Genomic DNA, 25,657 nt, shown 5'->3' with positions numbered 1-25,657 from the left:
TTAGCCACTGGAAGACTGTGCGGCTGCCGTTCCCTGCATCGCGTACAACTCCGCGTACGTGCCGTCGTCGTCAAGCAGTTCGGCGTGGCTGCCCCGTTCTGTGACCTGCCCGTCCTCGACGGTGTAGATTCGGTCGGCGTTAGAGACGGTCGAGAGCCGATGGGCGATTGCGATCACGGTCTGGTCCCCGTCGAGCGTCTCGACGGTTCGATGGATTTGCCGTTCCAGGTTCGAGTCGAGGTCGCTGGTGGCTTCATCGAGTACGAGTATCTCTGCGTCCGTCAGCAGCGCGCGGGCCAGTGCGACGCGCTGGCGTTGCCCGCCGGAGAGTTTCACGCCGTCGTCGCCCAGCACCGTGTCGAGCCCCTGCGGAAGGTCATCGAGAAATTCGAGGACGAGGGCCTTCTCGGCGACCTCGTACAGCGTCTCGTCGGAGATATCCCTGCCGACGGTGAGGTTGTACCGCAAGGAGTCGTTGAAGATATGCGGGTCCTGTCGGACCATCGCAACAGCGTCACGCCATTCGTCGAGGGCATAGGTCGAAATCGGCGTCCCGTTCGCCAGAACGTCACCGCTATCCGGCGCATAGAGCCGAGTGAGCAGCGAGACGACTGTCGATTTGCCACCACCGGACTCACCGACGATACCGACGAACTCGCCTCGCTCGACAGCCATCGAGAAATCCGCGAGCACTGGCTCGTCCTCGTAGGCGAACGAGACGTTCTCGAACGCGACTTCCTCGATGCAGTCCGGGACTGGCTGCCCGCCAGTGGGCTCCTGCTGGGTTTCGAGGCGGTCGATGAACTGGTGGGTGCGAACCAGATGTGGGAGCTCTCCCTCGACGGCGTAGATGGTAGAATTGAGCGAACTCAGTCGGGGCGCGAGTCGGAGCATCGCGAACAGGAACACGCCGAGTTCCGCGATAGACAGCGCCCGAAAACTGATTGCGACGTAGACGAGCCCAAACAGGAGCAGCGAGACCGAGAGCCGATAGAAGCTACCGATTGCGACCTCGTTCCGGCGAACGGCGATGCTGGTCGAGGTGTATCGGTCGAGCGTGGCCCGGAACTCGGCAAGCAGTCCGTCGCGCATACCGAACAGCTTCACGTCACGGATACCCTGTGTCCCCGCCTGTGTTGTCTCCTGCAGCCGTTCGTTTGCCGTCGCCACACGGTCGCCGACGGCGTACCCGGGCTCGATGCCGTATCTGATGATCGCCGTGACACCGCCGAGAGCGACAGCTGCACCGACTGCCAGCACCGGAGCGATAGCGAGTGCGATCCCGATATACACTAGACAGAGGATTGCCTGCTGGAAGAACTGGATAATCCGGCCGATGACACGGCCAGCGTACCGGGTCTGTGTCAGAATCGTGTTCATGATGTCGTCGGAGCCCTTGTCGTCGTAGTAGGCGACCGACGCGCCCATCGCCAGTTCATAGGCCCTGTTCTTGAGATCGCGTTCGTACGTCTGTGTAAGCTTCGCCGCGAGCCACTTCACCGCAAACGATGCCGTGAACCGGACGACCATCACGCACGCGAGACCGAGTAACAGGGATTCGAGCGTGAGCGGCAGTCCGGCGGCGGCGTACGCGGACAGGAACTGGCCGGTGACGCCGTCCGCCTGCAGTGGGAGGCCTTGCCCGCCCTGTGCAGCGTCGAGTATGGGAAACAGGAACGAGAGGCCAACGCCCTCCAGCAGCATCACGAAGAGGCTGGCGGCGACGATACTCCCCGTCAGCGCCGGACGATACAGTGCCACACGGCGCAGCGATGCGTATTTTTCACTGACGGAGGGAGTATCAGTCATTGTTCCGGATGCGAGTGCTATGTAACATAGTTACCGACTCACTACGGTTGGGCAGTACGGGAGCGAAGGGAGCGTCTACCACCTGTCTGGGTTGTGACGGCGACGAAAAGAGGCCATAACAAATAGTGCGAGTATCCCTGGAGTCCTCATATGGTCGCGATAGATTCTGGATCGACTGTCGTCGCAACTGATAACTGTGTGACCACGACTATCGACGGCGAGATCGTGCTGCTCAACAACGAGACGGGGCGGTACCAGGGCCTGTCGGGCGTCGGCCCGGACATCTGGGACCGAATCCAGGAACCGACGGAACCAGCGGCTATCGTTTCAACGCTAGTCGAGGAGTACGATGTCGACAGAGACCGAGTGGCAACTGACGTGGAACGATTCCTGGAAACGCTTGCCGCGGAGCAACTCGTCAAGATCGATGCGAGCCCGACTCCGTGAGTTCAGGGCGTTGCCACGGGCGCAGAAGCTATTGCTCTGTGAAGCTGTGGTACTGATCGTTGCGAGCAAGGTATTGCTTGCAGTCGCTGGGCTGGAGGACGCAGAGCGATATTTCGGTATAGTCTCTCAGTACCTCCCGTGTCATCGTCAGTCCGGGTCACCAGAGTCAGTGCGGTGGGCGGTTCTGACAGCGGGATCACGTCTTCCGGGTACCTACGATTGTCTTGACCGAGCGCTCACTGGTAGCACACTGCTGGTAGCCAACAACCTGCCGCATCGTCTCCGCTTCGGCGTGGACACCCAGTCCGAGACGTTCGAGGCTCACGCTTGGATCGAGTCTAACGGGGCTGTCCTTATCGGGGATGTCGACGACTTCGGGCGCTTCCGCACACTCACGGAACGCGAAGTACGTGGCTAACGGATAGTAAACACGCTATTCTGTGTGAATTCAACGGTAATGGATACTATAACAAATACACCTACATCTGAAACCAGAGGCGGGGGTAACCCATGAAGGAATACGAAACGCCGTCGGTCGAAACGTATGGAACTGTCGAAGAAAAGACGAACTGGTGGGACCACGACGACGGATACGGGAAGTGGAGTTAAAGTCCGCAGTCGGTTCACGTATCTAACTGATCCCTCCTTTATTGATCCTCGACACTGGCACCGGTCAATGGCTACGTCGTGACGGTTTCGTGGCTGTGTGTCGGAAGTAGAGAGCGCATTCTTATCCACCACAGCAGTCAAGCGATCTGGTATGAACCAGGGGTGTCGTAGATGGGGTGTGTTTCAGCACGGACGGAATCGATGGACAACTACGCAGGGAGGGACCTAGCAGGATGGCAACAGTAAGCACAGCCACGTACGAAGCTTTTGGACTGACAGTCCGCTCGGCATTCGACGTACCGGAGCTTCCGCCCGCTGAGACAGAGCCCGACGGGCGGGCCGACGTCACCATCACTGAAGAACGGCTCCCTCGCCCACTGTCGGCTGACTCCGAATCGACCTTTCACGCGGTAGACGAGCGCGAATACTACCTTCTATACGACGCCGCAACGGTCAGAATTCTCGACGGGACGTCCATCGCTGTAGACCCGGCCTCGGACGTGCCAAGCGAAGTCCTCCGCCACGTACTGGTCGGCCCGGCGTTGAACCACCTGCTGGACCAGCGGGGCTACTTCGTACTGCACGCCAGTACTGTCAGCATCGACGGGCGTGCAGTGGCGTTCGTCGGGGAGTCCGGGGTCGGAAAAACGACGACTGCGATGGCCTGTTTGCTTGACGGGCACCGTGTCCTGAGCGACGACGTGGCTGCGATAACGCTGGATAATGCGGGACCAGTCGTTCGGAGCGGCTACCCATCGATGAAACTCGACCCGGAGGCAGTTGCGGCGTTTGACCCCCCGGTCGAGCCGCCGGAACAGGTCCACAGCGGGCGCCCGCGACACTTCTACGGGCTCAGACACGACCAGCCCGCGACTCCGGTGCCGCTAGAACGCATCTATCTGCTCGAAGACGGTGAATCTATCGGGGTGGACTCAGTCAGGCCGGACGAACAGGTCATGGCGCTCGTCGATAACACGTACACGCTGGGCGCGCTGGATGCCGACGGCCAGGCCGTGGCCAATTTCAGTGCTTGCGGGGAGATCGTCGATATGACAGATATAAAATGGCTCCGCCGGCCGTTCGATCTCGATATGCTCCCGGAGGTCGTAGACCGGATTCAGTCTGATCTCGAGAGTGAGCCATGCTAACGGAGGCTGAACCCGAGCTCCAATTGGTAGTCGACTGTGTTCGTACCGCAATCGTCACCGACGCTTCCCCCGAGCTTCCCGCGCTGGATGACACGCCAGACTGGGACCGCGTCGTTGAACTCGCTCGGTATCACGGCGTCGTGCAACTCCTCTATCAGGGGCTGGAACCGATGGCACGCGAGAGCAGTGCTGCGTTCACCGTGCCAGAGTCCGTGTTGACACGACTTAACAGCACAGTACAGGGAAAGCGGATGCGGAATCTCGCGTTCACGACCGAGCTACAGGAGATAATCGAGAGTTTTGAGACACGCGGTGTACGCGCGGTACCGTTCAAGGGACCGGTGCTTTCGGCCGCCACCTACGACGACGCAACGGTGCGGGAGTACAACGATCTGGATCTGCTCGTCCATCCTGAAGATATCACTGTCGCCGCGGATATTCTGGAAGAGCGAGGCTACGAGTGGCGCGGGGGCACGCCGCGATTGGACGACGCGGCGCTGTTGGGCGGTCCCGTGACGAAGGCTATCGTTCACGAGTACGAAATGCGCGGTCCGGAGTTCGACGTGGAACTTCGCTGGCGCGTTGGCGATGCCGAGCGACCGTTCTCCACATCCTTCGGTGAACTCTGGGACCGCCGCGACACCGTATCGGTCGGCGGCCAACCGCTTCCGGCGCTTGCACAGCCAGATCGGCTACTCGTATTAGCGTTCCACGGCACCAAGCACCGCTGGTATCTCCTGAAGTGGCTCTGTGATTTCGTTGCGGCGCTGGAGTCGACGGAAGCCGACTGGTCACACGTCCTCGCTCGGGCGCGGGAAACTGGCGTCCAGCGGAACCTACTGCTCGGGGCCGCGCTCGCCCGTACTGTCTTCGGGTATGCCCTCCCAGCGCCGATACTGGATCGCCTTCGCACGGACGACCGCGTCACCGAGTTAACCGAGGCCGTCGTCGAATCGCTGGCCGCTGGGACGCCACAGGCACCCACGCAGTTCGAGGCCGCTCAGTTTCACCTGGCTGCCAGCGATTCGGCAACTGCGCTGGTGCCGCTCCTGCTGTTGCATTCGTCGCTTCACCCGACTTACTCGGAGTACCAGTTTTGCCCGCTCCCCGGTCCGCTGCATCCGCTGTACTACGTCATCTGGCCGCTCCGACTCCTCCTCGAAGTGCCACAGTGGCAGCGACAGCGGTCCGAAGAGCCACTTGACGAAGCGACCTGAACGCCGAGTCGCTCGCTTCGTTCCGGCGACGATTCGCTGTATCTGGGGGCTGATTCTCAGCGGTATCCCACAGGCGGCTCACTCCCGTGGCCGGATTGTCCCCTCACCCAGCCCTTCCCAGGCAACGCGGTAGCCAAGGCGTGCGAGGGCGGCGCTGTCGTCCTCGATACCGTAGTCAGCCAGTCTGTTGCTCGCCGCCTCGTACGCCATTCCGGGCTCGATCTCCTCGGCCAGGTCGTCTAACACGGCAGGGGAAACGAGCGTGCGCCCGACGCGCTCGTGGTCAGGATAGGCCACGTCTTCCAGCGCATCCTCGCTGACGCCGTACTCCGCGGCGAGGTCAGCGAGCGAGGTAACGTCGGCATCCGGCCGGAGTTCATCGGGTATCTCCGCGGCGCTCTCGCGAACCAGTCGTTCCTCGTAGGGCCGCAGCGCGTCCCGCACGTCTTTCACGCTGACCGTCCCGGCGTACGGGATCGCTCGGGTCTCCGTCGCTTCGATTTCGTCCCCGACACCGAGCGATTCGTCGACGGCGACCAGCATCTCGACGTCCTCCAAGGCGTCAAGGCGGGTGAGTTTCTTCTCGACGTACTCCGGCGTCCAGAAACCCATAATTTCGAAGAAAATCCGGAAGGGAGCGTCACTGGCAGCCCCGTCCGAGCCCCCGCCACTGCGCCCGGTGTCCCGAACGCCGGTATCAGCGCCGGGTCGCCACTCGAAGGCGAAATCCGGGATGATGACGTGTTCCCCTGCCGCTAGAGGCTCCGGTTCCCGGATCAGGTCCCAGTCGAGGTCCAGCGCGGCGAACCGCCCGGCGAAGTCGGCTTCGACGCCGCTGTCGTAGCTGACCTCAGTTACGGGCTCGACGCCGGGAACGGAGACATCCGCATCTGAAAGGGTGAGTTCCCGCTCGGTACCCCGGTCATCGATGGTCGCCGTCAATTCCCACTCGCTCGCGGCCGCGACTGTCCGAAGGAGACGAGCGAAGCGGGTGCCGTACCGGCGTGTATTCGAGAACAGCGCGTCCGGCCCCGTGACGATGACCTCCCGACCGTTCGCAGTCTGTCGAATCTCGTACATCAGCCGGAGGCGCTTGACTGCCGAGACGAGCGCCTTCGGGTCGGAGGAGCGGACCCGTACCTCGGTGGCGTCGAACAGCGCCGTTTGCGCCAGCGAGAGGTCGTACTGGGTCCGCAGTTCGGCCGGCCCCCAGCGCGAGTCGACATCGGTGAGAATCTGTCGTGAGTCGCGGTCGGCGTACAGTGTGTCGGCCAGCGTCTCGGCATCCGTGCCGAAGTGGTCGGCCGCCTCGGAGAGTGCCTGCTGGCGCTCGGCCTCGGTCACGACGCCGACGTCCGCAGCGGCTTCGAACACCCGACGGCGGGCGCGGACAGGGTCGACCAGAGCTTGCGTCCCGAAGGTCGCCTCCCGCTCGACGAGTTTCGCCAGCCCGCGGACGAGTTTGAAATCGTCGGCCTCTCGCTCTACGTCTGTGAGTGCCGCCACCAGCGTCCCGCGGGATTCGCCGACGTGACCCTGATAGATTCCGAGCACGCGGGCCGCCAGCCGCTCCGCGTCGGCGTCGGCGAACTGCAGGTGGTAGCCGCCGCCGGCCCGGGACACCCGCAGGAGGTCTTTCGTCAGCACACGCGTGTGTCCGCCACGGAGCGACAAAAACGCGGGGTGTCACGGCGACCCATTCAACTGTCGGGGGTCGTCCGGTGTCATCCCGACGGGTGCCTCTCCTCGAACGTGACTTCGAGGCTGCGCCGCCCGCTATCTGCGTCGTCTGGCGACCCGCTCTTCCGCGGTCTCCTCAGTAACGAGCTCGTACAGCAGCGCCCGCCCGCCGTCGGCTTTCGGCCGGAGGATTCGTCCGAGCCGCTGGGTAAACTCCCGCTCTGATCCGCTCCCCGAGAGGACGACGGCGACGTTCGCGTCGGGCACATCAACCCCCTCGTCGAGGACGTTCGCGGTCACGACCCGGGAGTATGTCCCGTCGCGGAACCGCTCTAAGATCTCCCGACGCTCGCTCGCACCGGTCTCGTGTGTTATCGCTGGAATAAGGAACCGCTCGGAGAGGCGGTACACGAGGTCAGTGTGGGCGGTGAAGACGATGATGCGGTCCTCACGGTGGCGGTCCAGAATCGTCGCCAGCCGGTCGACCTTCCGCTGGGCGTTCATCATCACTTCGCGGGCGCGCTGTTTCGCCAGCAGCGCCTCGCGGGCCGCCGGGTCGTTGCCGGACCGCTTCACGAGTTCCTGATAGTCACTTCCGGACCGGAGTTGGATGTTGGACTGTTTGAGGTAGTCGGTGAACGTCCCCTGGTACTCCTCGTAGCGGTCCCGTTCGTCCGGCGTGAGCGCGACTTCGATTCGTTTGATATCGTAGTCCGCGAGGTGCTCGCCCGCCAGGTCGTCAACGCTGACTCGCTGGACGAGCGGCCCGACGAGGTCCTCGATAACCTCGTGGGCTCCGTCCGGGCGCTCGAACGTCGCCGTCAGCCCGAGCCGTGCCGGCGCGGCGAGCAGCCGAGCGATGTCCCGGTACCCCTCCCCGCCGAGGTGGTGGACCTCGTCGAAGACCACGAGTCCGAATCGGTCCCCGAGTTCGTCGGCCCGCAGGTACGCCGAGTCGTACGTCGACACCGTGATGTCCTCGACGCGCTGTTCGCCCCCGCCCATGCGGCCGACCGGCTGGTCGAACTCCCGCTGTAGCTCGCGCTGCCACTGCTCCAGCAGGTCGATAGTCGGGACCACGACCAGCGTCGGCGTCCCCAGCGCGACCATCGCCGCGATGCCGATGACGGTTTTGCCGCTCCCCGTCGGGAGTTCCAGACAGCCTCTATCGCCGGTCGTTCGCCAAGCGTCCAGCGCTGCCTGCTGGTAGGCTCTGAGGTCGTACGTCGTCGAGAGCGACAGCGACGGGAGCGAACTGACGTGGTCCTCGTATGCCAGCCCGCGCTCGTCGAGCGCGGCCCGGAGTTCGGCGTACCGGTAGGCCGGCGCTCGATCTGTCTGCGAGCGCTCGTCGTACTCGACGCCGGGCAGGTCCGACGGCGGGTCCCCCGTCACGCGGATGGTCCCCGACTCGTACGTCAACTCCAGCACACTCCGGGGTTCGCCGGTCCGGCCGATAACGCTTTCGTGGGCCACATCGCCGGGGGCACCACCGGGTAAAATACCAATACAGTTTACGTCCGTTCGCACCCACTATTCTTAGTATGGACGACGCACGAGCAGCAGTAATTGCCCTCTTGCTGTCGGCAGTGCTGACCCTCGCCGTGGTACCGGCAAGCGTAGCAGGAACACAGACGGCACAGGAGACACTAACCGTCGACAAAGACGGGAGTGCCGACTACCGGTCGATACAGGCCGCCGTGGACGCCGCCGATAGCGGTGACACCGTCGAGGTCCGGCCGGGCACCTACTACGAAGAAGTCCGAATCAACGAGAACATCTCCCTCGTCGCACCCGACCGGGCGATACTGGACGGCTCGCGGTTCGTCAACGGTACCGGCGTTACGGTGGCCGGCCCAGCCGAACCGACCGTCACCGGATTTACCGTGCGGAACTACCGCTTTGGTGTCATGGCCAACGGGACCAATGGCGACTGGACGGTCAGTAATACGACCGTTATCGCTGCCGACGTCGGCGTCTACGCGCCGAATTCGTCCGGGAACTGGACTATCGAGGACGCCGCCGTCGCCAGCACGACCTACAGCGGCGTGTTCGCCCGCGAGACCAGCGGCGACTGGACGATTCGCGACACTCGCTTCGTCGCTGTCGGCGGCGACGGCGCCGACGTCCGCAGGTCTTCCGGCGACTGGGCGGTCGCAGCGGTCGTCGTCGACCGGTCCGGCGCGGACGGCGTCGATGCCTCCGGGACAACTGGCGACTGGACGGTCCAGAACACGGAGGTCCGTCGTAGCGATACCGGCGTCAAAGCTATCGACAGCGACGGCGACTGGACGGTGACCGACCTGACGGTCCGCCGGAGCGACACCGGCCTGGTGACCGCTTTCTCGGGCGGTGCGTGGACGCTCGAAAATGCCACCCTCGAAACCCGGGATATCGGGGTCTTCAGCGCTCGAACGACCGGCGCGTGGACCATCCAGAATACGATCATCGAAAGCCGGCAACAGGGAATCCACGCCGTCAAGACCAACGCGTCGTGGACTGTCTCTGAATCGACCGTCTCCGTGACCGCCGAGCAGAACGCCATCGGTGTCGACGCCCGCTCCGCGAGCGAGGGCTGGTCGCTTGAGAACGTCACCATCGACAGCCCCGATATCAAAGTCGCCGAGTGAAGCAGACACGCCGGCATTGCCTACCCCGTCACGGGCTGCCACTCTCGCCACCAAAGCGAAGCCCTTAATTAAAACACCCTCTTCTCCCAGAGTGCGGGACCGTGGGGTAGCGGTATCCTCGGCGGATGGGGTCCGTCGGACCTGAGTTCGAATCTCGGCGGTCCCACTTCAAGGCTTTGTGCAAGGAATACAACTGGACAGCAGCGGTTTCATACGGGCCGCGAGGGTTGCGCTGCCACAGTGGTTGACGGAAACATCAATCAGACACCCAAGGCGGAAGCAGAGGAAGGCTGACAGCCAAATTGTGATTTGTGCGGCCCCGCCAGAACGAGACCGATTTCCTCTACACTTTTGTAATGCCGATAGCAAGCGAGGGGTATGGGAAAGGCAAACGACGTAGACTACGCTGACCTGCACGACCCGAACGCAGAGTACACCATGCGGGAGCTCTCTGCGGAGACAATGGGCGTCACCGCCAAGCGCGGTGGCGGCCGTGACGTGGAGATCACAGACGTTCAGACGACGATGGTCGACGGGAACTTCCCGTGGACGCTCGTCCGGATCTACACCGACGCAGGCATCGTCGGTACGGGCGAGGCATACTGGGGCGCGGGCGTCCCGGAACTCATCGAGCGGATGAAGCCGTTCGTCGTCGGCGAGAACCCGCTGGATATCGACCGCCTCTACGAGCACCTCATCCAGAAGATGAGCGGCGAGGGGAGCGTCGAGGGCGTCACCGTGACGGCCATCGCTGGCATCGAGGTCGCACTGCACGACCTCGCGGGCAAGATCCTCGAAGTGCCGGCCTACCAGCTCCTGGGCGGCAAGTACCGCGACGAGATGCGCGTGTACTGCGACTGCCATACCGAGGAAGAGGCTGACGCCGACGCCTGCGCCGAGGAGGCGCGCCGCGTCGTCGACGAACTGGGCTACGACGCGTTGAAGTTCGATCTCGACGTGCCGAGCGGCCTCGAAAAGGACCGCGCGAACCGCCACCTCCGCCCGGGCGAAATCCGCCACAAGGCCGAGATCGTCGAGAAGGTCACCGAGGAGGTCAAAGACGAGGCCGACGTGGCCTTCGACTGTCACTGGACGTTCTCGGGCAGCTCCGGGAAGCGCCTCGCCGACGCCATCGAGGAGTACGACGTCTGGTGGCTCGAAGACCCCGTTCCGCCGGAGAATCTCGAAGTGCAGGAGGAAGTCACCAAGTCCACGACCACGCCGATTACCGTGGGCGAGAACCGCTACCGCGTCACCGAGGAGCGGCGGCTCATCGAGAACCAGGCCGTCGACATGATCGCGCCGGACATGCCGAAGGTCGGCGGGATGCGCGAGACGCGCAAGGTCGCCGATGTGGCGAACCAGTACTACATCCCGGTCGCGATGCACAACGTCTCCTCGCCGATTGCGACGATGGCGAGCGCCCACGTCGGGGCGTCTGTCCCGAACTCTCTCGCCGTCGAGTACCACTCCTACGAACTCGGCTGGTGGGAGGACCTAGTCGAGGAGACCGTCATCGAGGACGGCTACATCGAGATTCCGGAAGAGCCGGGTCTCGGTCTGACGCTCGATCTCGACGCCGTCGAAGAGCACGTCGTCGAGGGCGACACCGTCTTCGACGAAGCGTAAGTTCAGCCCCCCATCTGTTGGTGTTGACTGGGACGGCACCGGGTGACGTGGTGGTCACCCGATATCACGGCGGCACAGTTACGCCGCATCGAATTCGACGCCGGTGATCTCGAAGCGAGCACCGCCGGCGTCGCTTTCTGCGACCGTTATCGACCAGCCGTGGGTGTCGACGATCTCATCGACGATTCGGAGGCCGAACCCGGGACCCGAAGCCAGCGAGTACCCGCCCTCGAACACGTCCTCGCGCTCGTCGGCCGGAATCCCGACGCCGTCGTCCGCGACGTAGAAGCCGTCGTTCAGTTCGCCGACAGTTATCGTCAGGTCGGTGGCCGCTCCCTGCGACTGTGATATCGAGGTTGTCGCACGCTGCTCGCCGGTGTCTCCCTGTTTCTCGGTGTGTGGCGTTTGTCCATGTTCCACACTGTTGCGGATGAGGTTCTCGAACAGTTGCCGGAGCCGGCTGGGGGCCGCGCGGACCACGGCAGCGGTCCGTAGCTCCAGTGTCGCGTCGCCGGTCTCGACGGTTTGCCAGCACTGCTCGACGACGGTCTGGAGCGGCACTGACTCGCTGTCGAGCGCGGCCTCGCCGTTCCGGGCCAGCGACAGGAGGTCCTCGATGAGTTGGCCGATACGGTCGTGGGCTCGCTCGACTGCATCGAGATGCTCGCTGTCGTGTTCCATCTGTGCGAGTTCTAGCTGTCCCCGGGCGACGTCAAGCGGGTTCCGGAGGTCGTGACTGACGACGCTGACGAACTCGTCGAGGCGCTCGTTTTGTTGTTCGAGAGCCTGTTGACGGCTGTCGAGGGTAGAGATTTCCCGTCCGATACCGGCCACGCCGAGCGTCGAGCCGTCAGCAGCCGTTATCCGGCCGCCAGTGAATTCGTACGGGACTGTCGTTCCCTCGGCGGTCAGCAGGTCGGCTTTGAACGACGCCTCACCGGTCTCGAACGCCGCCTCAATACCTTGACGAACCGTCTCGCGGTCGGACGGGGCGAAGAAGGCTGTCAGACCCATCGACTCGAGGTCAGCGTCTTCGTGTTCGGTGGCTGCCGCCAGTGCATCATTCCAGCGAACCAGATCGCCGTTCTCGTCGAGTTCATAGAACAGATCCGGCACTGCATCGACCGGCGCGTCAGGGCTATCCAGTTCCGTGATGCGTTCGGACTCGCGTCGCTTCCGCTCGGTGATGTCGCGCGAGGCCCCGACGATTCTGGTGACTGTGCCGTCGTCGACGATCGGTTGCGCCTCGGCCCGCACCCAGCGCTGTTCGCCATCCGGTTTGGTAATACGGAATTCGAGGTCGACGGATTCGCCGGCTGACACGCGTTGCATCGCCTGCATGACTCTCTCCTGGTCCGTGTGGTGAATCGCTGTCATGAACTCTGCGGGGTCAGCCTGCAGGGACTCCACGGAGCGGCCGTAGAGCGTTTCGTATGCCGAATTGACGAACTGTATCTCGGTCCAGTCCCCGGAGAACACCCACAGCAGTTCGTTCGACTGTTCCGCCAGTTCTGTGAGTTGCCGTCTGGTCCGGCTAGCGGTTTCTGTCGACTGGTGGTGTTCGACGAGCAACCGAATCCGATTGGCGAGGAGATCGCCACGCCCGAGAGCCGTGTCTCTGCTGAAAACGTCGGTGACTCCGTTCGAGACCGCGTCACTGGCGACGGATTCCGACTCGGTCAGCAGCAGTACCGGGACATTGCTATCCCGCTCGCGGACTATCTCAGCGAATTCACGGCCGGACCGGTCCGGGAGGTCGTCCGCGGTAACGATACCATCGATAGCGTTGTCTTCGAGACGTTCGAGCGCACTGTCAGCCCGGTCAGTCGTAGTCAGGGTAAGCGAGTCCGGGTCTCGTCCATCCGGGAACTCGACAGTCTCGTCGAGTAGCGGGGTGTCGTCCACCTGCAACACATGTATCGAATCCGTCGTCGCATATGTGTCAGCCATCTTGTGTAAGTGGAACTGCATCACCCCTCTTGAAGATACGCCTGCATTGACGGATTACGCCCCGAACCGGTCCGAGATTGCACCCCGGTCGATCTTGTCCGGACCGCTGGTCGGCATCGCCTCGACGAACGCAATCTCACGGGGGTGTTTGTACCGGGCTAGTCGGTCGTCGAGGAACGTCCGGAGGCCGTCGAGTGTCAGCGACCGGTCGCTGGCCCCGCCTGTCGTGCTATCGGTCGCAGGTTCGATGACGGCCTTGCCGACCTGGCCCCACCTGTCGTCGGGCACCGGAATCACGACGACTTCACCGACCGACGGATGGTCGGCGATAGCGTCCTCGACCTCCGCGGGATAGACGTTCTCGCCGCCGCTGACGAACATATGCTTGGTTCGACCCTCGATGTAGTAGTAGCCGTCTGCGTCGGCGCGGGCGAGGTCGCCAGTCGACACCCAGCCGTCGCCGAACGTCTCGGCGGTGGCCTCGGGGTTGTCGAGGTAGCCCGTCGCGGCGTGGGGCGAGCGCAACTGGAGTTCGCCGACGGTGCCGGGGTCGACCGTCTTTCGTGCGTCGGAGGGACCATCGCCGGTGTCACCGTCGTCGGGTTCGACGACTCTGGCGTCGACGTGCATCGCCGGCTTGCCAACGGAATCGGCCTTCTCGCGGGGCCAGCCCTCCGGCATCGCGAAGTTGTTCGGGCCGCACTCGGTGAGGCCGTAGCCCTGTGAGAGGTCGACACCGCGGTCCCACCACGCCTCCATCACGCTCTTGCGACAGGGGCCGCCGCCGGACTTGGCGAAGCGCAGCGTCGAGAGGTCCGTCTCCGCCCAGCGGTCGTGCTGGGTCATCATCCGTAACACTGCGGGGACGGCGACGAGGACCGTCCCGCCCTCGGCGTCGATGGTCTCCAGCACGTCGCCGGGGTCGAACTCGCGGGCGATGACCACTGTCCCGCCCAGATGCCACAGCGGGACGGTGAGGACGTTCCAGCCCCCGGTGTGGAACATCGGGAACACCATCGGCGTCACGTCGTCGGCCCGCAGCCCCCAGGCCGTGATCGTGTTCAGGGAGTTCCAGACGATGCCGCGATGCGTGATTTCCGTCTCCTTGGGCGTCCCCGTCGACCCGCCGGTGTGGAGGAGGAGGTGGGTGTCACCGGGGGCCGGGGTCGCCGTCTCGACGGGCGCGTCATCCTGGGGGAGGGCCGAAGCGTAGAGCGTGCTGTCGAGCGTGGAATCCGAGGACGCGCCGTCGGTGGTTTCGAGCTGGATGATTTCGGGCGCAGTCGCGTCGGCTGTCTCCAGAGCGGTCGAGACAGTCTCTGCGAAGGGGGACTCGACGACGAGGATTTCAGGGTCCACGCGGTCAAGGAGTTCGGCGAGTTCAGGGGGCGCGAGCCGATGGGACAGCGGGGCGAGTCGGCTCCCGGTCTTGCCCGTGGCGAAGAACAGGTCGACGACGGCGGGGCGGTTCCGCGAGACGACGGCGACGGTGCCGGCTGCCGCCGTGGCGTCCGTCGCAGTGCGGGCGGCGTCGGCGTCCGCACCGACCCCGTACTGCCGGAGCAGGCGAGCGGTCCGGTTCGCTCGCCGGTCCAGTTCGGCGTAGGTGAACCGCTCGCCGGTGGTCGCATCCACCAATCCCTCGCGGTCCGGCGTGAGCGCGGCCCGGCGCTCGCTCCAGGCACCGACCCACTCCTGTGGCGTCCCCTCAGACATCGTCGATGAACTCCCGTATCTGTGTGTTGACGCGGTCGTACTCCTCAATGAACAACAGGTGCGGACCGCCGTGGACGGTGATGAAGTCGGCGTTTGGCAAGCCCCGCGCCAGCAGTTTCCCGTTCTCGTAGGGGACGACCTCGTCAGCGGTCCCGTGGATGACCAGGCACGGCTCCGTAATCTGCTGGAGGCGGTCCGACACATCGTGGGCCTGCACAGCCGCGCCTTGCCATTCGAGGGCTTGGTCGCTGGCGTCGCTGTCGATGCGCCAGTCGATGATGCGCTCGATGAGGTCTTCGTGGGTGCCCATGAACCGATCCGAAAGCGCGGGCTGCATTTTGTACCGCCGGAGTTCGCGCTTGTCGAGGTCCTCGGGTACGTTGAACATCCGCTGTTGGGTCTCCTCGGGGACCGCCTTGGCTTCCGGCCCGCCTGGCGAGGTACACATGAGCGTCAGCGACTGCGCCCGATCGTACTCCAGTGCGTACTGCTGGGCGATCATCCCGCCCATACTGGCCCCGACGACGTGGGCCTGCTCGACGCCGGCGTCGTCGAGTACGGCCTCTAGGTCGCTGGCCATCTCGCGCATCGTGTAGGGCCCGTCGGGCTCCTCGGAGTCGCCGGTGCCGCGGTTGTCCCACACGATAGTCTGGTACTCATCGACCAGGGCTTCCTGTTGCCACAGCCACATCCAGCGGCCATAGCCGATGCCTTCGACGAAGACCACAGTCTCGGCGTCTTGCGGCCCCTCGCGCTCGTAGGCGAGCGAGACGCCGTCGTTGGTCGCGTATTGCATACTGACCGTTTCTGGTTGGATATCCTTCAAGTGGTCCGGTTTCTGGCTCATTGCGTTACCGGCTCCGTTTTCGGTTGCTCAGACGGTTCGACGGTCGGCTGCACTGTGTTGATCATTCCGAATCACCCCAGAGCTTCTCCGGCAGCGCCTCGGCGAACGTTCCGCCGATGCGCGCTCGCAGCGTCCCGAGCAGTCCGTCGGGGACGTAGAGCACGAACAGCACGAACACGAGCCCGACGTAGAGGCTCGCGTGGCCGTTCAACAGCAGGTCGATGAGGCCGCCGATGGTCGTGTCTCCGACCAGCGTCGCGTCCAGCGTTTCCTGGCCCAGCAGCGCGCGGAGATAGGGCAACAGGCCGCCACCCTGTCCGGCCTTCGAGAGGAACTCTCTCACTGTTTCGTCGAACAGATGGCCGTACAGCGAGCCGGCAAGCGTCCCGAAGCCGCCGATAATGCTCGCCAGCAGGGCGTCGCCGGTTACCAGGAAGTAAAAGGAGTTCTCCGGGCTGGCTGAGCGCTTGAAGCCGGCGAATAGTCCACCGGCGACAGCGGCGAAGAACCCGCTGACCGCGAAGGCTCCGAGCTTGTAGAGGTAGGTGTTGTAGCCGATGGCGATAGCGCGCTCCTCGTTTTCCCGGATGGCAATCAGCACCCGCCCGAACGGGGAGTGGATTATTCGCTGCATGGCGAAGTAGCATGCGAGGACGACGAGGCCGATCATGTAGTAGGACACTTCCGTCCCGGACAGCGTCGACCCAAGCAGGGCCACCTCGTCGCCGGTGAGTACGCCGATTGACAGGGATAGCTGGTCAATGCCGGGAACCCCAATCTGGAAGCCTTCGGCGTGGCTCGGCCCGACCGCGGGGCCGTCCCGGGGGTTGGTCGCCACGTAGTCCCAGCCGCGGACGAACACGTAGAACACCTGCGCGAAGCCGAGCGTAATCATCGCGAAGTAGACACCAGAGAGGCGGAACGAGACGAGGCCGACGAGCATCGCCAGCACGACGGCGATGAGACCGCCGACCAGCAGGGACAGCATGAACGGCGTCCCGGGGCCAAGCAACGGCAGCTTCCCGTTAGCAATGAGGATGACGGTGTACGCGCCGGTGCCGTAGAACACCGCGTGGCCAAACGAGAGGTAGCCGGTGTAGCCGCTGATGAAGTCAAAGGAGATAGCAAAGAGGCCGAAATAGAGGACGCCGACCATCGTCTCTACGGTCGGCAGTAGCATCTGCGTCTCGGCACCGACAGGCGAGTTCAACAGCGTGTGATACACCGGCGGGTACAGCGCCAGCAGGGCGATAACGAGGATGTGAGCGGTGTGGTCCCGCAGGTACTCGCGGGGCCAGCCCGTCTCAACAGTCGTGGGGGTCTGTGGCTCGGACGCCGCCTCGGCGTCGGCCTCGGTCTCGGCGCTAATGGCCCCCCACCTCCTCGACGCCGAACAGGCCCTGCGGGCGGACGATGAGCGTCACCACGAGGACCAGAAACAGGACGAGTTCCGGCAGGCCCGTGAACTCGATGACGTTCTGGAACCACCAGGTCGTCACCGCGTCGGCCATCCCGACGACCAGCGCGGCGACGACGGTGCCCCGGAACGTCCCGAGGCCGCCGACGATGACGACGATGAACGCCGGCAGCAGCGTCTCGGCCGCCAGCGGGACGCTCGCGCCCCACGTCGGGTCCCACATCAGCAGCGTTCCGGCCGCGCCGGCCAGCCCGATACCCAGCGCGAACACGACGGTGAACACCTGACGAACGTCGATGCCAAGCGCCGATGCCATCTCCGTGTCCTCGCTCCCGGCCCGGATGTACAGGCCATAGCGGGTCTTTGTGAGGAACGCCCAGATGCCGACCACCGTGATAGTTCCAAGGAGTATCTGGAACAGCGACATCCAGCCGACGCTGACGGGACCGAGGGCGACCGGTTCGCGGAGGAACTGCGGCTTGGTCGCCAGCGCGGCCTGCCAGTCCGACAGCGGCTGGAGGCCGTAGACACCCAGCACAATGCGAACGACCTCCTCGATGACGAGCGTCAGGCCGAACGTCAGCAGGATCTGGTATATTGGCGGCCGGTCGTACAGCGGCCGGATGATGGTTGTCTCGATAGCCCCGCCAAGCACCGTCAGCAGCGCGAACACGACGACGATGGCGACGAAGAACAGGCCGAGGCGGGTCAGCGGCGCTGTCCCGCCGGTGACCGTCACCACCATCAGGAGGCCGCCGAGGTACGCCCCGACCATCGTCAGTGACCCGTGGGCGAAGTTCAACACGCCCATCAGGCCGAAAATCAGCGTCAGACCGCTGGCAATCATCACGTACAGCGCTGACTTGGCGAGCCCGTTGACGATGACACCGCCGAGTTCGCCGAGCGTCAGGAACTCCACGAGCGCTTCGAGTATCATGCCGACAGATACCTCCTGAACCGCTCGTCGTCGGCCGTCACCGCCGCCGTGTCGCCGTCGTCGACGACGCGGCCCTTGTCGAGGATGTAGAACCGGTCGGCCAAGTCGAGCGCCAGCGGGAGGTTCTGCTCGACCAGCAGCATCGTCACATCCTCGCTTGCTTTCGACAGCGCCTCGGCCACGTCGGCGACGATTTGGGGGGCTAACCCCTCACTCGGTTCGTCGACCAGCAGCAGGTCGTTGTCGCCGACCAGCCCGCGGGCGATGGCGAGCATCTGCTGTTGGCCGCCCGACAGGGTCCCGGCCTCCTGCCCCCGCCGCTCTTCGAGGATGGGGAACGAGTCGAAGGCCAGGCGGAGGCCGTCGCTCACGTCGTCCGGGTCCGGTATCGCCGCCCGAAGGTTCTCCTCGACACTGAGTTGGCTGAACATCCGACGGTCCTCCGGAATCCATCCCAGTCCGCGCTCGGCGACCTCGTGTGTCTCCAGCCCGACCAGCGACTCGTCGCGGAAGGTGATCGACCCCTCGCGTGGCGGTGTCAGTTGCAGAATCGTCCGCAGCGTGGTCGTCTTACCGACGCCGTTGCGGCCGGCCAGCGCGACCACCTCTCCCTCCTCGACGGAGAGGTCGACGCCTTCGAGAATGTGGCTGTCGCCGTAGTACGTGTGGACGCCGCTCAGTTCGAGCAGGCTCACGCCGTCCCCTCCTCCGAGTCCGTTCCGGACCCGGTCGCTGTCGTGTCATCGTCCAAGCTGCCCGGTTCGTAGCCGCCGAGATACGCCGACTGGACGTCGGGGTTAGCCCGTACCTCTGCTGGCAGTCCGTCGGCGATGACCGCACCCTGATGGAGCACGACGACGCGGTCGGAGACGCCCATCACGATGTCCATGTTGTGCTCGACCAGCAGGACTGGGTAGTCCTCTGCCACCGCCTCGATGAGGTCCCGGATTTCGTCAACACTCTCCGAGGAGACGCCGGCGTTTGGCTCGTCCAGCAGGAGCACCGCGGGGTCGCCGGCCAGCGCGATAGCGACTTCGAGCTTGCGCTTTGCGCCGTGGCTCAGCGTGCTCGCGAGGTCCTCGGCCCGGTGGGCAAGCCCGACCCGGTCGAGAATCTCGTGGGCGCGCTCCGTGAACTCGTCGTAGTGGTCGACGTTGCGCCAGAACGTCGTGGCGTCGTCGCTGTGGGCCTGTTCGGCGACCCGGACGTTCTCAAGCACCGTGCTGTTGGGGAAGACATTCGTCACCTGATAGGACCGATGGATGCCCTTGCTGGCCGTCTCGTGGGGCGACGCGTCGGTGATGTCCTCCCACTGTCCGTCACGCCGGAGTTCGACCGTCCCCTCGGTGGGCGAGAGGCTCCCGGTCAGCAGATTGAAGAACGTCGTCTTGCCGGCCCCGTTCGGGCCAATGAGCGAGCACAGTTCCGCGTCGAGTTCGAAGTCGACGCTGTCGACAGCAGTGAGTCCCCCGAACTCTCTGGTCAGTCCCTGTGTTCTGAGCATACCTACAGTGAACAGTCCATCTGGTCGCTGTCCTGCGGGATGGTCGTCTCGTCGGCGCTGATGCGAGCGAGCGGTTCGCCGGGCATGATGGCGGCTCCCCAGTTGTCGGCCCACTCGTCGGTCGTCGGAATCGGGTTCGCGACGGTCATCGCCGACTGTGCCTGATTGTTGTACTCCTGGAAGGTGTAGCCGTTCTCGCCTTTCGGCGTGTCGGTGACTGTCATCCCCTTCAGGGCATCGGCGATGTCCGTACCCTCGGTCGACCCGCTCTCCTGAACCGCCTGATGGATCGCTGACGCGCCGGTGAAGGTCCCCGCTGAGAACAGGTCCGGGACGACGCCGTAGGCGTTGGTGTAGCTCTCGACGAACGCGTCGTTGATCGGGTTGTCGTACTGGTTCCAGTGGTAGCGAGTCGTGAACGGCCCGAGCTGTGAGTTTCTGATCTTTTCCTCGGTCAGGGGTTCGCCGAGCACGCTCTGCATCGTCCCGCCGACGACGCTGTTGGTGATTCTGGTGGCGAACCCGCCGAACACCCGATAGGAGTACTCACCGGAGAGGAAGGCGTTGAACATCGCCGGGAGCGTCGCGACGGTGAACCCGCCGACGACGCCTTCCGCCCCGGCTTCCTCGGCGTTGTCCAGCAGCCCATCCCACTCGGCGTAGCCCTGTTCGACGAAGCGTTCGCCGACGATATCGACGCCCTCGGCTTCCAGCACGTCTCGGTAGTTGTTGACGACCGCGCGGCCGAAACTGTAGTCCGCGCCGAACAGGTAGACGGTCGAAACGTCCGTCTCTCTGGCGACGTACTTCCCGCCCGAGCGGGCGTCCATCGCGGTGTTCTCGCTCGCTCGGTAGACGAGGTCGCTACAGGTCTCGGAGTTGGACGTGATGTCGGCCGACGCCGCCGGACCGAGCATGATGGGGACCTGCGCCTGATTGACGACCGTCGTGACGACCCGGCTGGCGACCGCCGAGGACGCACAGCCGGCGAGCATGTCCACGCTCTCGTTCTCGACGAGGTTCGTCGCCGCCGTCTGAGCCGTGTCCGCCGAGAACTCCGTGTCCCGTATTAGCAGGCGGTACTCCGTGTCACCAGCGGTAATGGTTACCTCGCCGCTGCCGGCGTCTGTCGGCGGATCGGTCTCACCCTTGTACGCCAGCCCGGAGAGGAAGCCCCACAGCGACTGGTCGCCGTAGTATTTCAGGTCGCCGGCGCGGGGCTGAAGCACGCCGATGCTGACCGTCTGCGTCGAGTCACCGCCGCCCGATTCGCCGTTCGTGCCACTGTCCGTCGTGCCGCCGTCCGAACCGTCCTGTTCAGTCATGGATGAGTCGTCACTGACACAGCCGCTGAGCCCGACAACGCCGGCACCGAGCGCGCCGAGAACGCGCCTCCGTGTAGCCGTGTTCTGCATAACAGATTATCGTAGACTCGCCGACTACATAGTGTGCTGAGTTAACATGTTAACGCGGCGAGACAGACCGCAATTCTCGTCCGTACCGGGACTGTCACAAAACTGGTCGTAAACGGTCTGTATCGTTCTTTCCTTGGCGAATTATGCGCTCACACCGATTTGACTATCTGCTACGTAACTGCTTCAGTAACTGTCAATCGATATATTTCAGCGGTCACCCACGTTAGTAACGCCGGAATGAGAGAGAGGACCAGTCCAAGGGCCACAGCGAACTGTGTGTCCGACGAAATCGAGTGGATATCTGCGACAAAGGTACATCAGAGAACTGTTTATCAACCCGACCAGAGCTCGGACGAAAATACGCCGCTGTTCGCTGTCCCAGTCGCATTGCGGGTAGTTAGAGAATTTCGTGGTCAGTGTATCGATGCAGGATACCGAGGATGACCACCCACGGCAAGGTCATTCCGACGGTGATTGAAATCAGAAACCCAATCTGACGGTTCACACCGAGGAAGTCAAACAGTTCCATTCCTCCCGCAAACCCCGCAAAAATGAACACGCCGAGGAATACGGCAACTGGTATCAGGATAACTCCAACAAGCAACCGCCTTGCGAGCCGACGGTACGGTGCGAGTATGATTCGCAAGAGCAACCCGAATACCGTTTTGAAAAGCATTCCAAGAGCCGGTATGGCTCTTCTAGATGATGATTCGTCTTCTTCAGCAGTCATGATTATGTTGTCTTTGCTTTTGTATAAAAATATCTTTGGTCGAAATATTTGTTTGACCGGTCCCCTCCTTTGCACTCGTATTGCGTCCGGCCGTGGGAATATGATTTAAGCAGGTCTCAATCTCGAAATCATGCATGGAAGTAACCCTTACTCTATCCGTCTGGGTGGAACCAGTGGTCACCACCCAGCAGCACAGATATGCGGACAGTTCAGGATTCGTTTGACCGGCATTTGCTGATTCATATCTCAGCCCACGCAATCGGTGTTGTCTTGTATCGATGTCGCTCTCACGAGTGTCAGTTATGCAGTAAAACAACGCTAAGGCCTACAGTGGGAGCTAGGTACGGCCGTTGTGACAATTGCACCCAGCTGTCATTCTGGACAGGGTAGGGAACAGGCCGGGGGAGACAGCGAAATCAGTCCTCGATGTCGTCCAGCGCCTCGACGACGCGCTGGATCATCTTCCGCTCGCCGCGTCGGAGATTCTTCGAGACGGCGGGTTTGGACACGCCGAAGTCCTCGGCAAGCGACCCCAGCGTCGCGTCCCGGGGCGACTCGAAGTAGCCCTCGGAGACGGCGGTTTCCAGCGTCTCACGTTCGGTGTCCGAGAGGTCCCGACAGCCGTCCACGAGCGTCATCGCCGCGCCGGCGTTCTGCACGAGGTCCTGGAGCTGTGGGAGCGTCGTCGACGTGCGTTCGACCACGTCGTACTCGTTGTCGCGGTCGAGTTCCGAGAGCGTCGTATCGGCGTCCCGGCCGCGGTCGAATCCGACGTGCCAGGTTTCGCTGCCCGCCTCAATGTGGAACGGGCCGGTGATGTAGCCGCCGTTGTCCCGGATGGTCTGCATCGCCGCCGTTTCCTCGATAGTCGTCCTGATGTGGGCGGCGTTGTCCTCGCGGCGCAACAGCGCACAGTCGTTCATGTTCTCGTGGGCCTGCAGACTGTCCAGCCCCGTATCGAGGATCCCCGCGTCCTCGGCTTCGACAACCATTCGCGTCTCCAACTCCCGCGCACGCTGGTCGAAGTCCCAGTGTACCGCTGCAAAGGCGACGTCGTGGTCTGCCGTCGTGTCGATGAAGGGACAGTCGTACTGCTCCATGTCCAGGGCGATATCTATCATTGGCAGTCCACTGTATCCTGTGTGATTCGTGTGATACGGTAAAGAACCCCACGATTAATAATAGCTATTTCCCGAAACCGGGTTCTTCACGAACGTCTATCCCTGATACACCGTTTCAATAATGTTTTAGGGCTCGGTTCTGGAGGAAGTGGTATGACTTTGCACGCCAGAGAGATAAACCAGGACGTACGGGAGTTGGGTGCGCTCCTGGGCGAAGTGCTGGAAGCACAAACCTCGACCGAGGCGTTCGAAACGGTGGAAACCATTCGAACGTCGTGTATCGACTACCGGCGCGGTGACGCCGAGACGCGGGACGAAGTCCACCGGGCACTGAACCGACTGAACCCGGAGACCCAAGATATCGTCGCACGCGCGTTTACGACCTATTTCGAACTTATCAATCTCGCCGAGGAGCGCGAACGGGTCCGCGAAATCCGAGAGGGGAGCGAGGAGGGTGTACTGGCCGACAGCGTCGAGGAAGCCGTCCGGGACCTGGCCGAACGCGGCGCAGACCCGGAGGAGTTCGAGCAGGTGCTCGAAGACGTTCTCATCCAGCCGACGTTCACGGCTCACCCCACCGAAGCCCGCCGGAAGACGGTGAAGGCGAAGCTCCGGTCGGTCGCCCGTGACATCGAACGACTCGACGAGCGGCGACTCACCGAACGCGAACAGAAGCGTATCGAGCGGAACCTCGACGCTGAAGTGACGAGTCTCTGGCAGACACCGCAGGTCCGGGACCGCCGCCCGGAGGTCACCGACGAAGCGCTAAACGTCCAGTGGTACCTCGAAAACGTCCTGTTCGACGTTATCGACGAGGTGTACGACGAACTCGAACACACCCTCGAAGACGTGTACGACGAGGACATCGATATCGACACACTCTACGAGTTCCGCTCGTGGGCCGGCTCCGACCGCGACGGCAACCCGTTCGTCACCACTGAGGTGACCGAGGAGACGCTGGAGCGCCAGCGTGACACCGTGCTGCCGCTGTACCGCAACAAGCTCAAGGAACTCTCCGGGGTGCTGAGTCAGGACGCCTCGAACATCGCGACCGACGCGCTGTTCAACGAGCGACTGGACCGTCACAAGTCCAGGCTCCCCGGAATTGCCACGGAGGCCGAGGAACGGTATCCGGACGAGCCCTACCGCCAGAAGCTCCGGCTGATGCGCGAGTCCGTCATCCGGGTCAGCGACGTTCGCCAGGGCGGCTACGAGAGCGACGAGGAACTGCTGACCGACCTCCGCGTCATCGCCGACAGTCTCCGTGAGAACGACGCCGAGGTCATCGCCGAGGCCCACGTCGACCCGCTGATCCGCAAGGTCGAGACGTTCGGTTTCAACCTCGCCAGCCTCGACCTGCGCGACCACCGGAAGATGCACACCGATGCCATCGCCGAATCCGTCGAGCGCGAGGGCATCGACTACGCCGGCATGGACGAAGACGAGCGTGTCGAGTTCCTGACCGAGGCTATCATCCAGGACAACCCCGTCATCGACATGGAAGACACCGAGGGGCTCTCGGAGGACGCAACCCGCGTCCTCGACCGCTTCCGCGCGGCCGCCGACTGGCAAAACGAGTTCGGCATCGACGCTATCGACACCTACGCAATCTCTTGGTGTGAAGAACCAAGTCACGCGCTTGAGGTCCTGTTCCTGGCCGACCAGGTCGACATCGTCGACTTGCCCGGCTACTGCGGGTTCGACGTGGTGCCGCTGCTGGAATCGGAGTACGCCCTCTCCGGAGCCCGCCGCATCATGGGCACGCTGTTCGAGAACGAGGCCTACTCCCAGGCTCTTGAGGCCCGGGACAACATCCAGGAGATCATGCTGGGCTACTCCGACTCGAACAAGGAGAACGGCTTCCTTGCCGCCAACTGGTCGCTGTACAACAACCAGAAGCGACTGGCGGACATCACCGACGACTACGACGTGGAGATGCGCCTGTTCCACGGCCGCGGCGGCTCCATCTCCCGCGGCGGCGGCCCGATGAACGACGCCATGCTGGCCCTGCCGAACGAGACAGTGACCGGTCAGATAAAGTTCACCGAGCAGGGCGAGGCCATCGCCGAGAAGTACGCCAACCACGACATCGCCGAGCGCAACCTCGAACAGATGCTCAACGCCCAGATCCGGGCGCGGAAAAACGCCATTGAGGAGCCCGTCGAGGAGATTCCCGACGAGTGGGAGGAGGCGATGGAGACAGCGTCCGACGCCGCCCGCAACGAGTACCAGGACCTGCTCGAAACGGACGGCTTCGTCGAGTTCTTCGAGCAGGCGACGCCGATCACCGTCATCGAGAACCTCAACATGGGCTCGCGGCCGGCCTCCCGAAGCGAGGACCGCAGTGTCGAGGATCTCCGGGCCATCCCGTGGGTGTTCTCCTGGACGCAGGCCCGATGTATCATCCCCGGCTGGTACTCTATCGCGACCGGACTGGACGCCTACCTCGAAAACGGCGGCGACATGGAAACGCTACAGGAGATGTACGAGAACTGGCCGTTCTTCCGGACGAAGCTCGACAACGCGTCGCTGGCGCTCGCCCGTACTGACCTCGAAATCGCCGAGGAGTACGCCGACCTGGCCGACCCCGAACTCCGCGAGCGCATCTACCCGCGTATCGTCGAGGAGTACGAGGACACCGTCGAGAAGGTGCTCGAAATCACCGGGCAGGACGGCCTGCTCTCGCGTGAGTGGCTGCAGGAGAACCTCGAGCGCCGGAACCCCTACGTCGACCCGCTGAACCTGTTGCAGGTCCGCCTGCTCAAGCAGTCCCACCGAACCGATACCGAGCGCCGGACGCTGCGGCTGACCGTCCAAGGTATCGCGGCCGGGATGAAAAACACCGGGTGAG

The 25,657-nt window shown here is 63.5% G+C and carries 20 protein-coding genes and 1 tRNA gene; 8 read left to right on the top strand and 13 right to left on the bottom strand.

Translation table 11 applies throughout. The features are described 5' to 3' along the window. Nucleotides 1-1,809 carry an ABC transporter ATP-binding protein gene (locus HAH_RS06260; RefSeq protein ID WP_014040157.1) on the bottom strand — a complete coding sequence of 603 codons (1,809 nt, stop codon included), beginning with the start codon at nucleotides 1,807-1,809 and terminating at the stop codon, nucleotides 1-3. Nucleotides 1,810-1,959: 150 nt separating this feature from the next. On the opposite strand from HAH_RS06260, the gene HAH_RS06255 reads away from it, so the two are divergent. The 4 genes from HAH_RS06255 to HAH_RS06240 all read left to right on the top strand — a co-directional run bounded on the left by HAH_RS06255 (nucleotide 1,960) and on the right by HAH_RS06240 (nucleotide 5,230). Beyond that, nucleotides 1,960-2,256 (top strand): PqqD family peptide modification chaperone, encoded by a 297-nt coding sequence (locus HAH_RS06255; protein WP_023843231.1) that lies wholly within the window; start codon nucleotides 1,960-1,962, stop codon nucleotides 2,254-2,256. Next, nucleotides 2,159-2,674: a lasso peptide biosynthesis B2 protein gene (locus HAH_RS06250; RefSeq protein WP_318526335.1), complete on the top strand. Its 516-nt coding sequence runs from the start codon at nucleotides 2,159-2,161 to the stop codon at nucleotides 2,672-2,674. The genes HAH_RS06255 and HAH_RS06250 overlap by 98 nt, the downstream gene beginning before the upstream one ends. Nucleotides 2,675-3,098: 424 nt before the next feature. Next, entirely contained in the window at nucleotides 3,099-4,013 is a 915-nt protein-coding gene (locus HAH_RS06245; RefSeq protein WP_014040155.1) for a phosphoenolpyruvate carboxykinase (ATP), read from the top strand. Next, the gene (locus HAH_RS06240; RefSeq protein ID WP_023843229.1) at nucleotides 4,007-5,230 is read left to right on the top strand and encodes a nucleotidyltransferase domain-containing protein; all 1,224 of its coding nucleotides are present in this window, start codon (nucleotides 4,007-4,009) and stop codon (nucleotides 5,228-5,230) included. The genes HAH_RS06245 and HAH_RS06240 overlap by 7 nt, the downstream gene beginning before the upstream one ends. Nucleotides 5,231-5,308: 78 nt before the next feature. On the opposite strand, the gene HAH_RS06235 is transcribed toward HAH_RS06240, so the two are convergent. Together HAH_RS06235 and HAH_RS06230 are read right to left on the bottom strand one after the other, a co-directional pair. Then, nucleotides 5,309-6,877, bottom strand: coding sequence for a DUF790 family protein (locus tag HAH_RS06235; protein ID WP_014040153.1), 1,569 nt, complete (start codon nucleotides 6,875-6,877; stop codon nucleotides 5,309-5,311). Nucleotides 6,878-7,006: 129 nt separating this feature from the next. Further along, a complete protein-coding gene (locus HAH_RS06230; protein WP_044952212.1) occupies nucleotides 7,007-8,341 on the bottom strand; it encodes a DEAD/DEAH box helicase in 1,335 nt (444 codons plus the stop codon). A 113-nt stretch (nucleotides 8,342-8,454) separates the two neighbouring features. Between HAH_RS06230 and HAH_RS06225 the strand changes: the two genes are divergently transcribed. The 3 genes from HAH_RS06225 to HAH_RS06215 all read left to right on the top strand — a co-directional run bounded on the left by HAH_RS06225 (nucleotide 8,455) and on the right by HAH_RS06215 (nucleotide 11,169). After that, the gene (locus tag HAH_RS06225; protein ID WP_014040151.1) at nucleotides 8,455-9,540 is read left to right on the top strand and encodes a right-handed parallel beta-helix repeat-containing protein; all 1,086 of its coding nucleotides are present in this window, start codon (nucleotides 8,455-8,457) and stop codon (nucleotides 9,538-9,540) included. 95 nt (nucleotides 9,541-9,635) lie between these two features. After that, nucleotides 9,636-9,706 (top strand) — tRNA-Pro (locus HAH_RS06220). A gap of 212 nt (nucleotides 9,707-9,918) precedes the next feature. Continuing rightward, nucleotides 9,919-11,169 (top strand): mandelate racemase/muconate lactonizing enzyme family protein, encoded by a 1,251-nt coding sequence (locus HAH_RS06215; protein ID WP_014040150.1) that lies wholly within the window; start codon nucleotides 9,919-9,921, stop codon nucleotides 11,167-11,169. A 78-nt stretch (nucleotides 11,170-11,247) separates the two neighbouring features. On the opposite strand, the gene HAH_RS06210 is transcribed toward HAH_RS06215, so the two are convergent. From HAH_RS06210 to HAH_RS06165, 10 genes are all read right to left on the bottom strand, one after another. After that, a complete protein-coding gene (locus HAH_RS06210; RefSeq protein WP_014040149.1) occupies nucleotides 11,248-13,119 on the bottom strand; it encodes a hybrid sensor histidine kinase/response regulator in 1,872 nt (623 codons plus the stop codon). A gap of 54 nt (nucleotides 13,120-13,173) precedes the next feature. Further along, nucleotides 13,174-14,835: an AMP-binding protein gene (locus tag HAH_RS06205; RefSeq protein WP_014040148.1), complete on the bottom strand. Its 1,662-nt coding sequence runs from the start codon at nucleotides 14,833-14,835 to the stop codon at nucleotides 13,174-13,176. Further along, a complete protein-coding gene (locus HAH_RS06200; RefSeq protein WP_014040147.1) occupies nucleotides 14,828-15,682 on the bottom strand; it encodes an alpha/beta fold hydrolase in 855 nt (284 codons plus the stop codon). The genes HAH_RS06205 and HAH_RS06200 overlap by 8 nt, the downstream gene beginning before the upstream one ends. 61 nt (nucleotides 15,683-15,743) lie before the next feature. Beyond that, the gene (locus HAH_RS06195; RefSeq protein WP_014040146.1) at nucleotides 15,744-16,907 is read right to left on the bottom strand and encodes a branched-chain amino acid ABC transporter permease; all 1,164 of its coding nucleotides are present in this window, start codon (nucleotides 16,905-16,907) and stop codon (nucleotides 15,744-15,746) included. Between the two features lie 139 nt (nucleotides 16,908-17,046). Beyond that, nucleotides 17,047-18,036 carry a branched-chain amino acid ABC transporter permease gene (locus HAH_RS06190; RefSeq protein WP_014040145.1) on the bottom strand — a complete coding sequence of 330 codons (990 nt, stop codon included), beginning with the start codon at nucleotides 18,034-18,036 and terminating at the stop codon, nucleotides 17,047-17,049. Next, the gene (locus HAH_RS06185) at nucleotides 18,033-18,731 is read right to left on the bottom strand and encodes an ABC transporter ATP-binding protein (RefSeq protein ID WP_014040144.1); all 699 of its coding nucleotides are present in this window, start codon (nucleotides 18,729-18,731) and stop codon (nucleotides 18,033-18,035) included. The genes HAH_RS06190 and HAH_RS06185 overlap by 4 nt, the downstream gene beginning before the upstream one ends. Beyond that, the gene (locus tag HAH_RS06180) at nucleotides 18,728-19,540 is read right to left on the bottom strand and encodes an ABC transporter ATP-binding protein (RefSeq protein WP_014040143.1); all 813 of its coding nucleotides are present in this window, start codon (nucleotides 19,538-19,540) and stop codon (nucleotides 18,728-18,730) included. Before HAH_RS06180 ends, HAH_RS06185 begins: the two co-directional genes overlap by 4 nt. A gap of 2 nt (nucleotides 19,541-19,542) precedes the next feature. After that, nucleotides 19,543-20,955, bottom strand: a complete 1,413-nt coding sequence (locus tag HAH_RS06175) for an ABC transporter substrate-binding protein (protein ID WP_014040142.1) — start codon at nucleotides 20,953-20,955, stop codon at nucleotides 19,543-19,545. A 397-nt stretch (nucleotides 20,956-21,352) separates the two neighbouring features. Continuing rightward, nucleotides 21,353-21,685 carry a hypothetical protein gene (locus tag HAH_RS06170; RefSeq protein ID WP_023843227.1) on the bottom strand — a complete coding sequence of 111 codons (333 nt, stop codon included), beginning with the start codon at nucleotides 21,683-21,685 and terminating at the stop codon, nucleotides 21,353-21,355. A gap of 416 nt (nucleotides 21,686-22,101) precedes the next feature. After that, a complete protein-coding gene (locus tag HAH_RS06165) occupies nucleotides 22,102-22,806 on the bottom strand; it encodes a helix-turn-helix domain-containing protein (protein ID WP_014040140.1) in 705 nt (234 codons plus the stop codon). A 153-nt stretch (nucleotides 22,807-22,959) separates the two neighbouring features. Between HAH_RS06165 and ppc the strand changes: the two genes are divergently transcribed. Continuing rightward, nucleotides 22,960-25,656 (top strand): phosphoenolpyruvate carboxylase, encoded by a 2,697-nt coding sequence (gene ppc / locus HAH_RS06160; protein WP_014040139.1) that lies wholly within the window; start codon nucleotides 22,960-22,962, stop codon nucleotides 25,654-25,656. Nucleotide 25,657 lies beyond the last annotated feature (1 nt).

It is taken from the genome of Haloarcula hispanica ATCC 33960 (assembly GCF_000223905.1).
Classification (GTDB): domain Archaea; phylum Halobacteriota; class Halobacteria; order Halobacteriales; family Haloarculaceae; genus Haloarcula; species Haloarcula hispanica.
The sequence above is the reverse complement of the archived record's forward strand: the minus strand, read 5'-3'. Positions and strand labels throughout refer to the sequence as shown.

Excerpts from the sequence above, each read along its gene's own strand:
- HAH_RS06170 (WP_023843227.1), bottom strand. The coding sequence starts at position 21,685 with ATGACTGCTGAAGAAGACGAATCATCATCTAGAAGAGCCATACCGGCT.
- HAH_RS06180 (WP_014040143.1), bottom strand. The coding sequence starts at position 19,540 with ATGCTCAGAACACAGGGACTGACCAGAGAGTTCGGGGGACTCACTGCT.
- HAH_RS06255 (WP_023843231.1), top strand. The coding sequence starts at position 1,960 with ATGGTCGCGATAGATTCTGGATCGACTGTCGTCGCAACTGATAACTGT.
- HAH_RS06210 (WP_014040149.1), bottom strand. The coding sequence starts at position 13,119 with ATGGCTGACACATATGCGACGACGGATTCGATACATGTGTTGCAGGTG.
- ppc (WP_014040139.1), top strand. The coding sequence starts at position 22,960 with ATGACTTTGCACGCCAGAGAGATAAACCAGGACGTACGGGAGTTGGGT.
- HAH_RS06260 (WP_014040157.1), bottom strand. The coding sequence starts at position 1,809 with ATGACTGATACTCCCTCCGTCAGTGAAAAATACGCATCGCTGCGCCGT.
- HAH_RS06205 (WP_014040148.1), bottom strand. The coding sequence starts at position 14,835 with ATGTCTGAGGGGACGCCACAGGAGTGGGTCGGTGCCTGGAGCGAGCGC.
- HAH_RS06215 (WP_014040150.1), top strand. The coding sequence starts at position 9,919 with ATGGGAAAGGCAAACGACGTAGACTACGCTGACCTGCACGACCCGAAC.
- HAH_RS06225 (WP_014040151.1), top strand. The coding sequence starts at position 8,455 with ATGGACGACGCACGAGCAGCAGTAATTGCCCTCTTGCTGTCGGCAGTG.
- HAH_RS06175 (WP_014040142.1), bottom strand. The coding sequence starts at position 20,955 with ATGCAGAACACGGCTACACGGAGGCGCGTTCTCGGCGCGCTCGGTGCC.
- HAH_RS06250 (WP_318526335.1), top strand. The coding sequence starts at position 2,159 with ATGTCGACAGAGACCGAGTGGCAACTGACGTGGAACGATTCCTGGAAA.
- HAH_RS06200 (WP_014040147.1), bottom strand. The coding sequence starts at position 15,682 with ATGAGCCAGAAACCGGACCACTTGAAGGATATCCAACCAGAAACGGTC.
- HAH_RS06245 (WP_014040155.1), top strand. The coding sequence starts at position 3,099 with ATGGCAACAGTAAGCACAGCCACGTACGAAGCTTTTGGACTGACAGTC.
- HAH_RS06165 (WP_014040140.1), bottom strand. The coding sequence starts at position 22,806 with ATGATAGATATCGCCCTGGACATGGAGCAGTACGACTGTCCCTTCATC.
- HAH_RS06240 (WP_023843229.1), top strand. The coding sequence starts at position 4,007 with ATGCTAACGGAGGCTGAACCCGAGCTCCAATTGGTAGTCGACTGTGTT.
- HAH_RS06190 (WP_014040145.1), bottom strand. The coding sequence starts at position 18,036 with ATGATACTCGAAGCGCTCGTGGAGTTCCTGACGCTCGGCGAACTCGGC.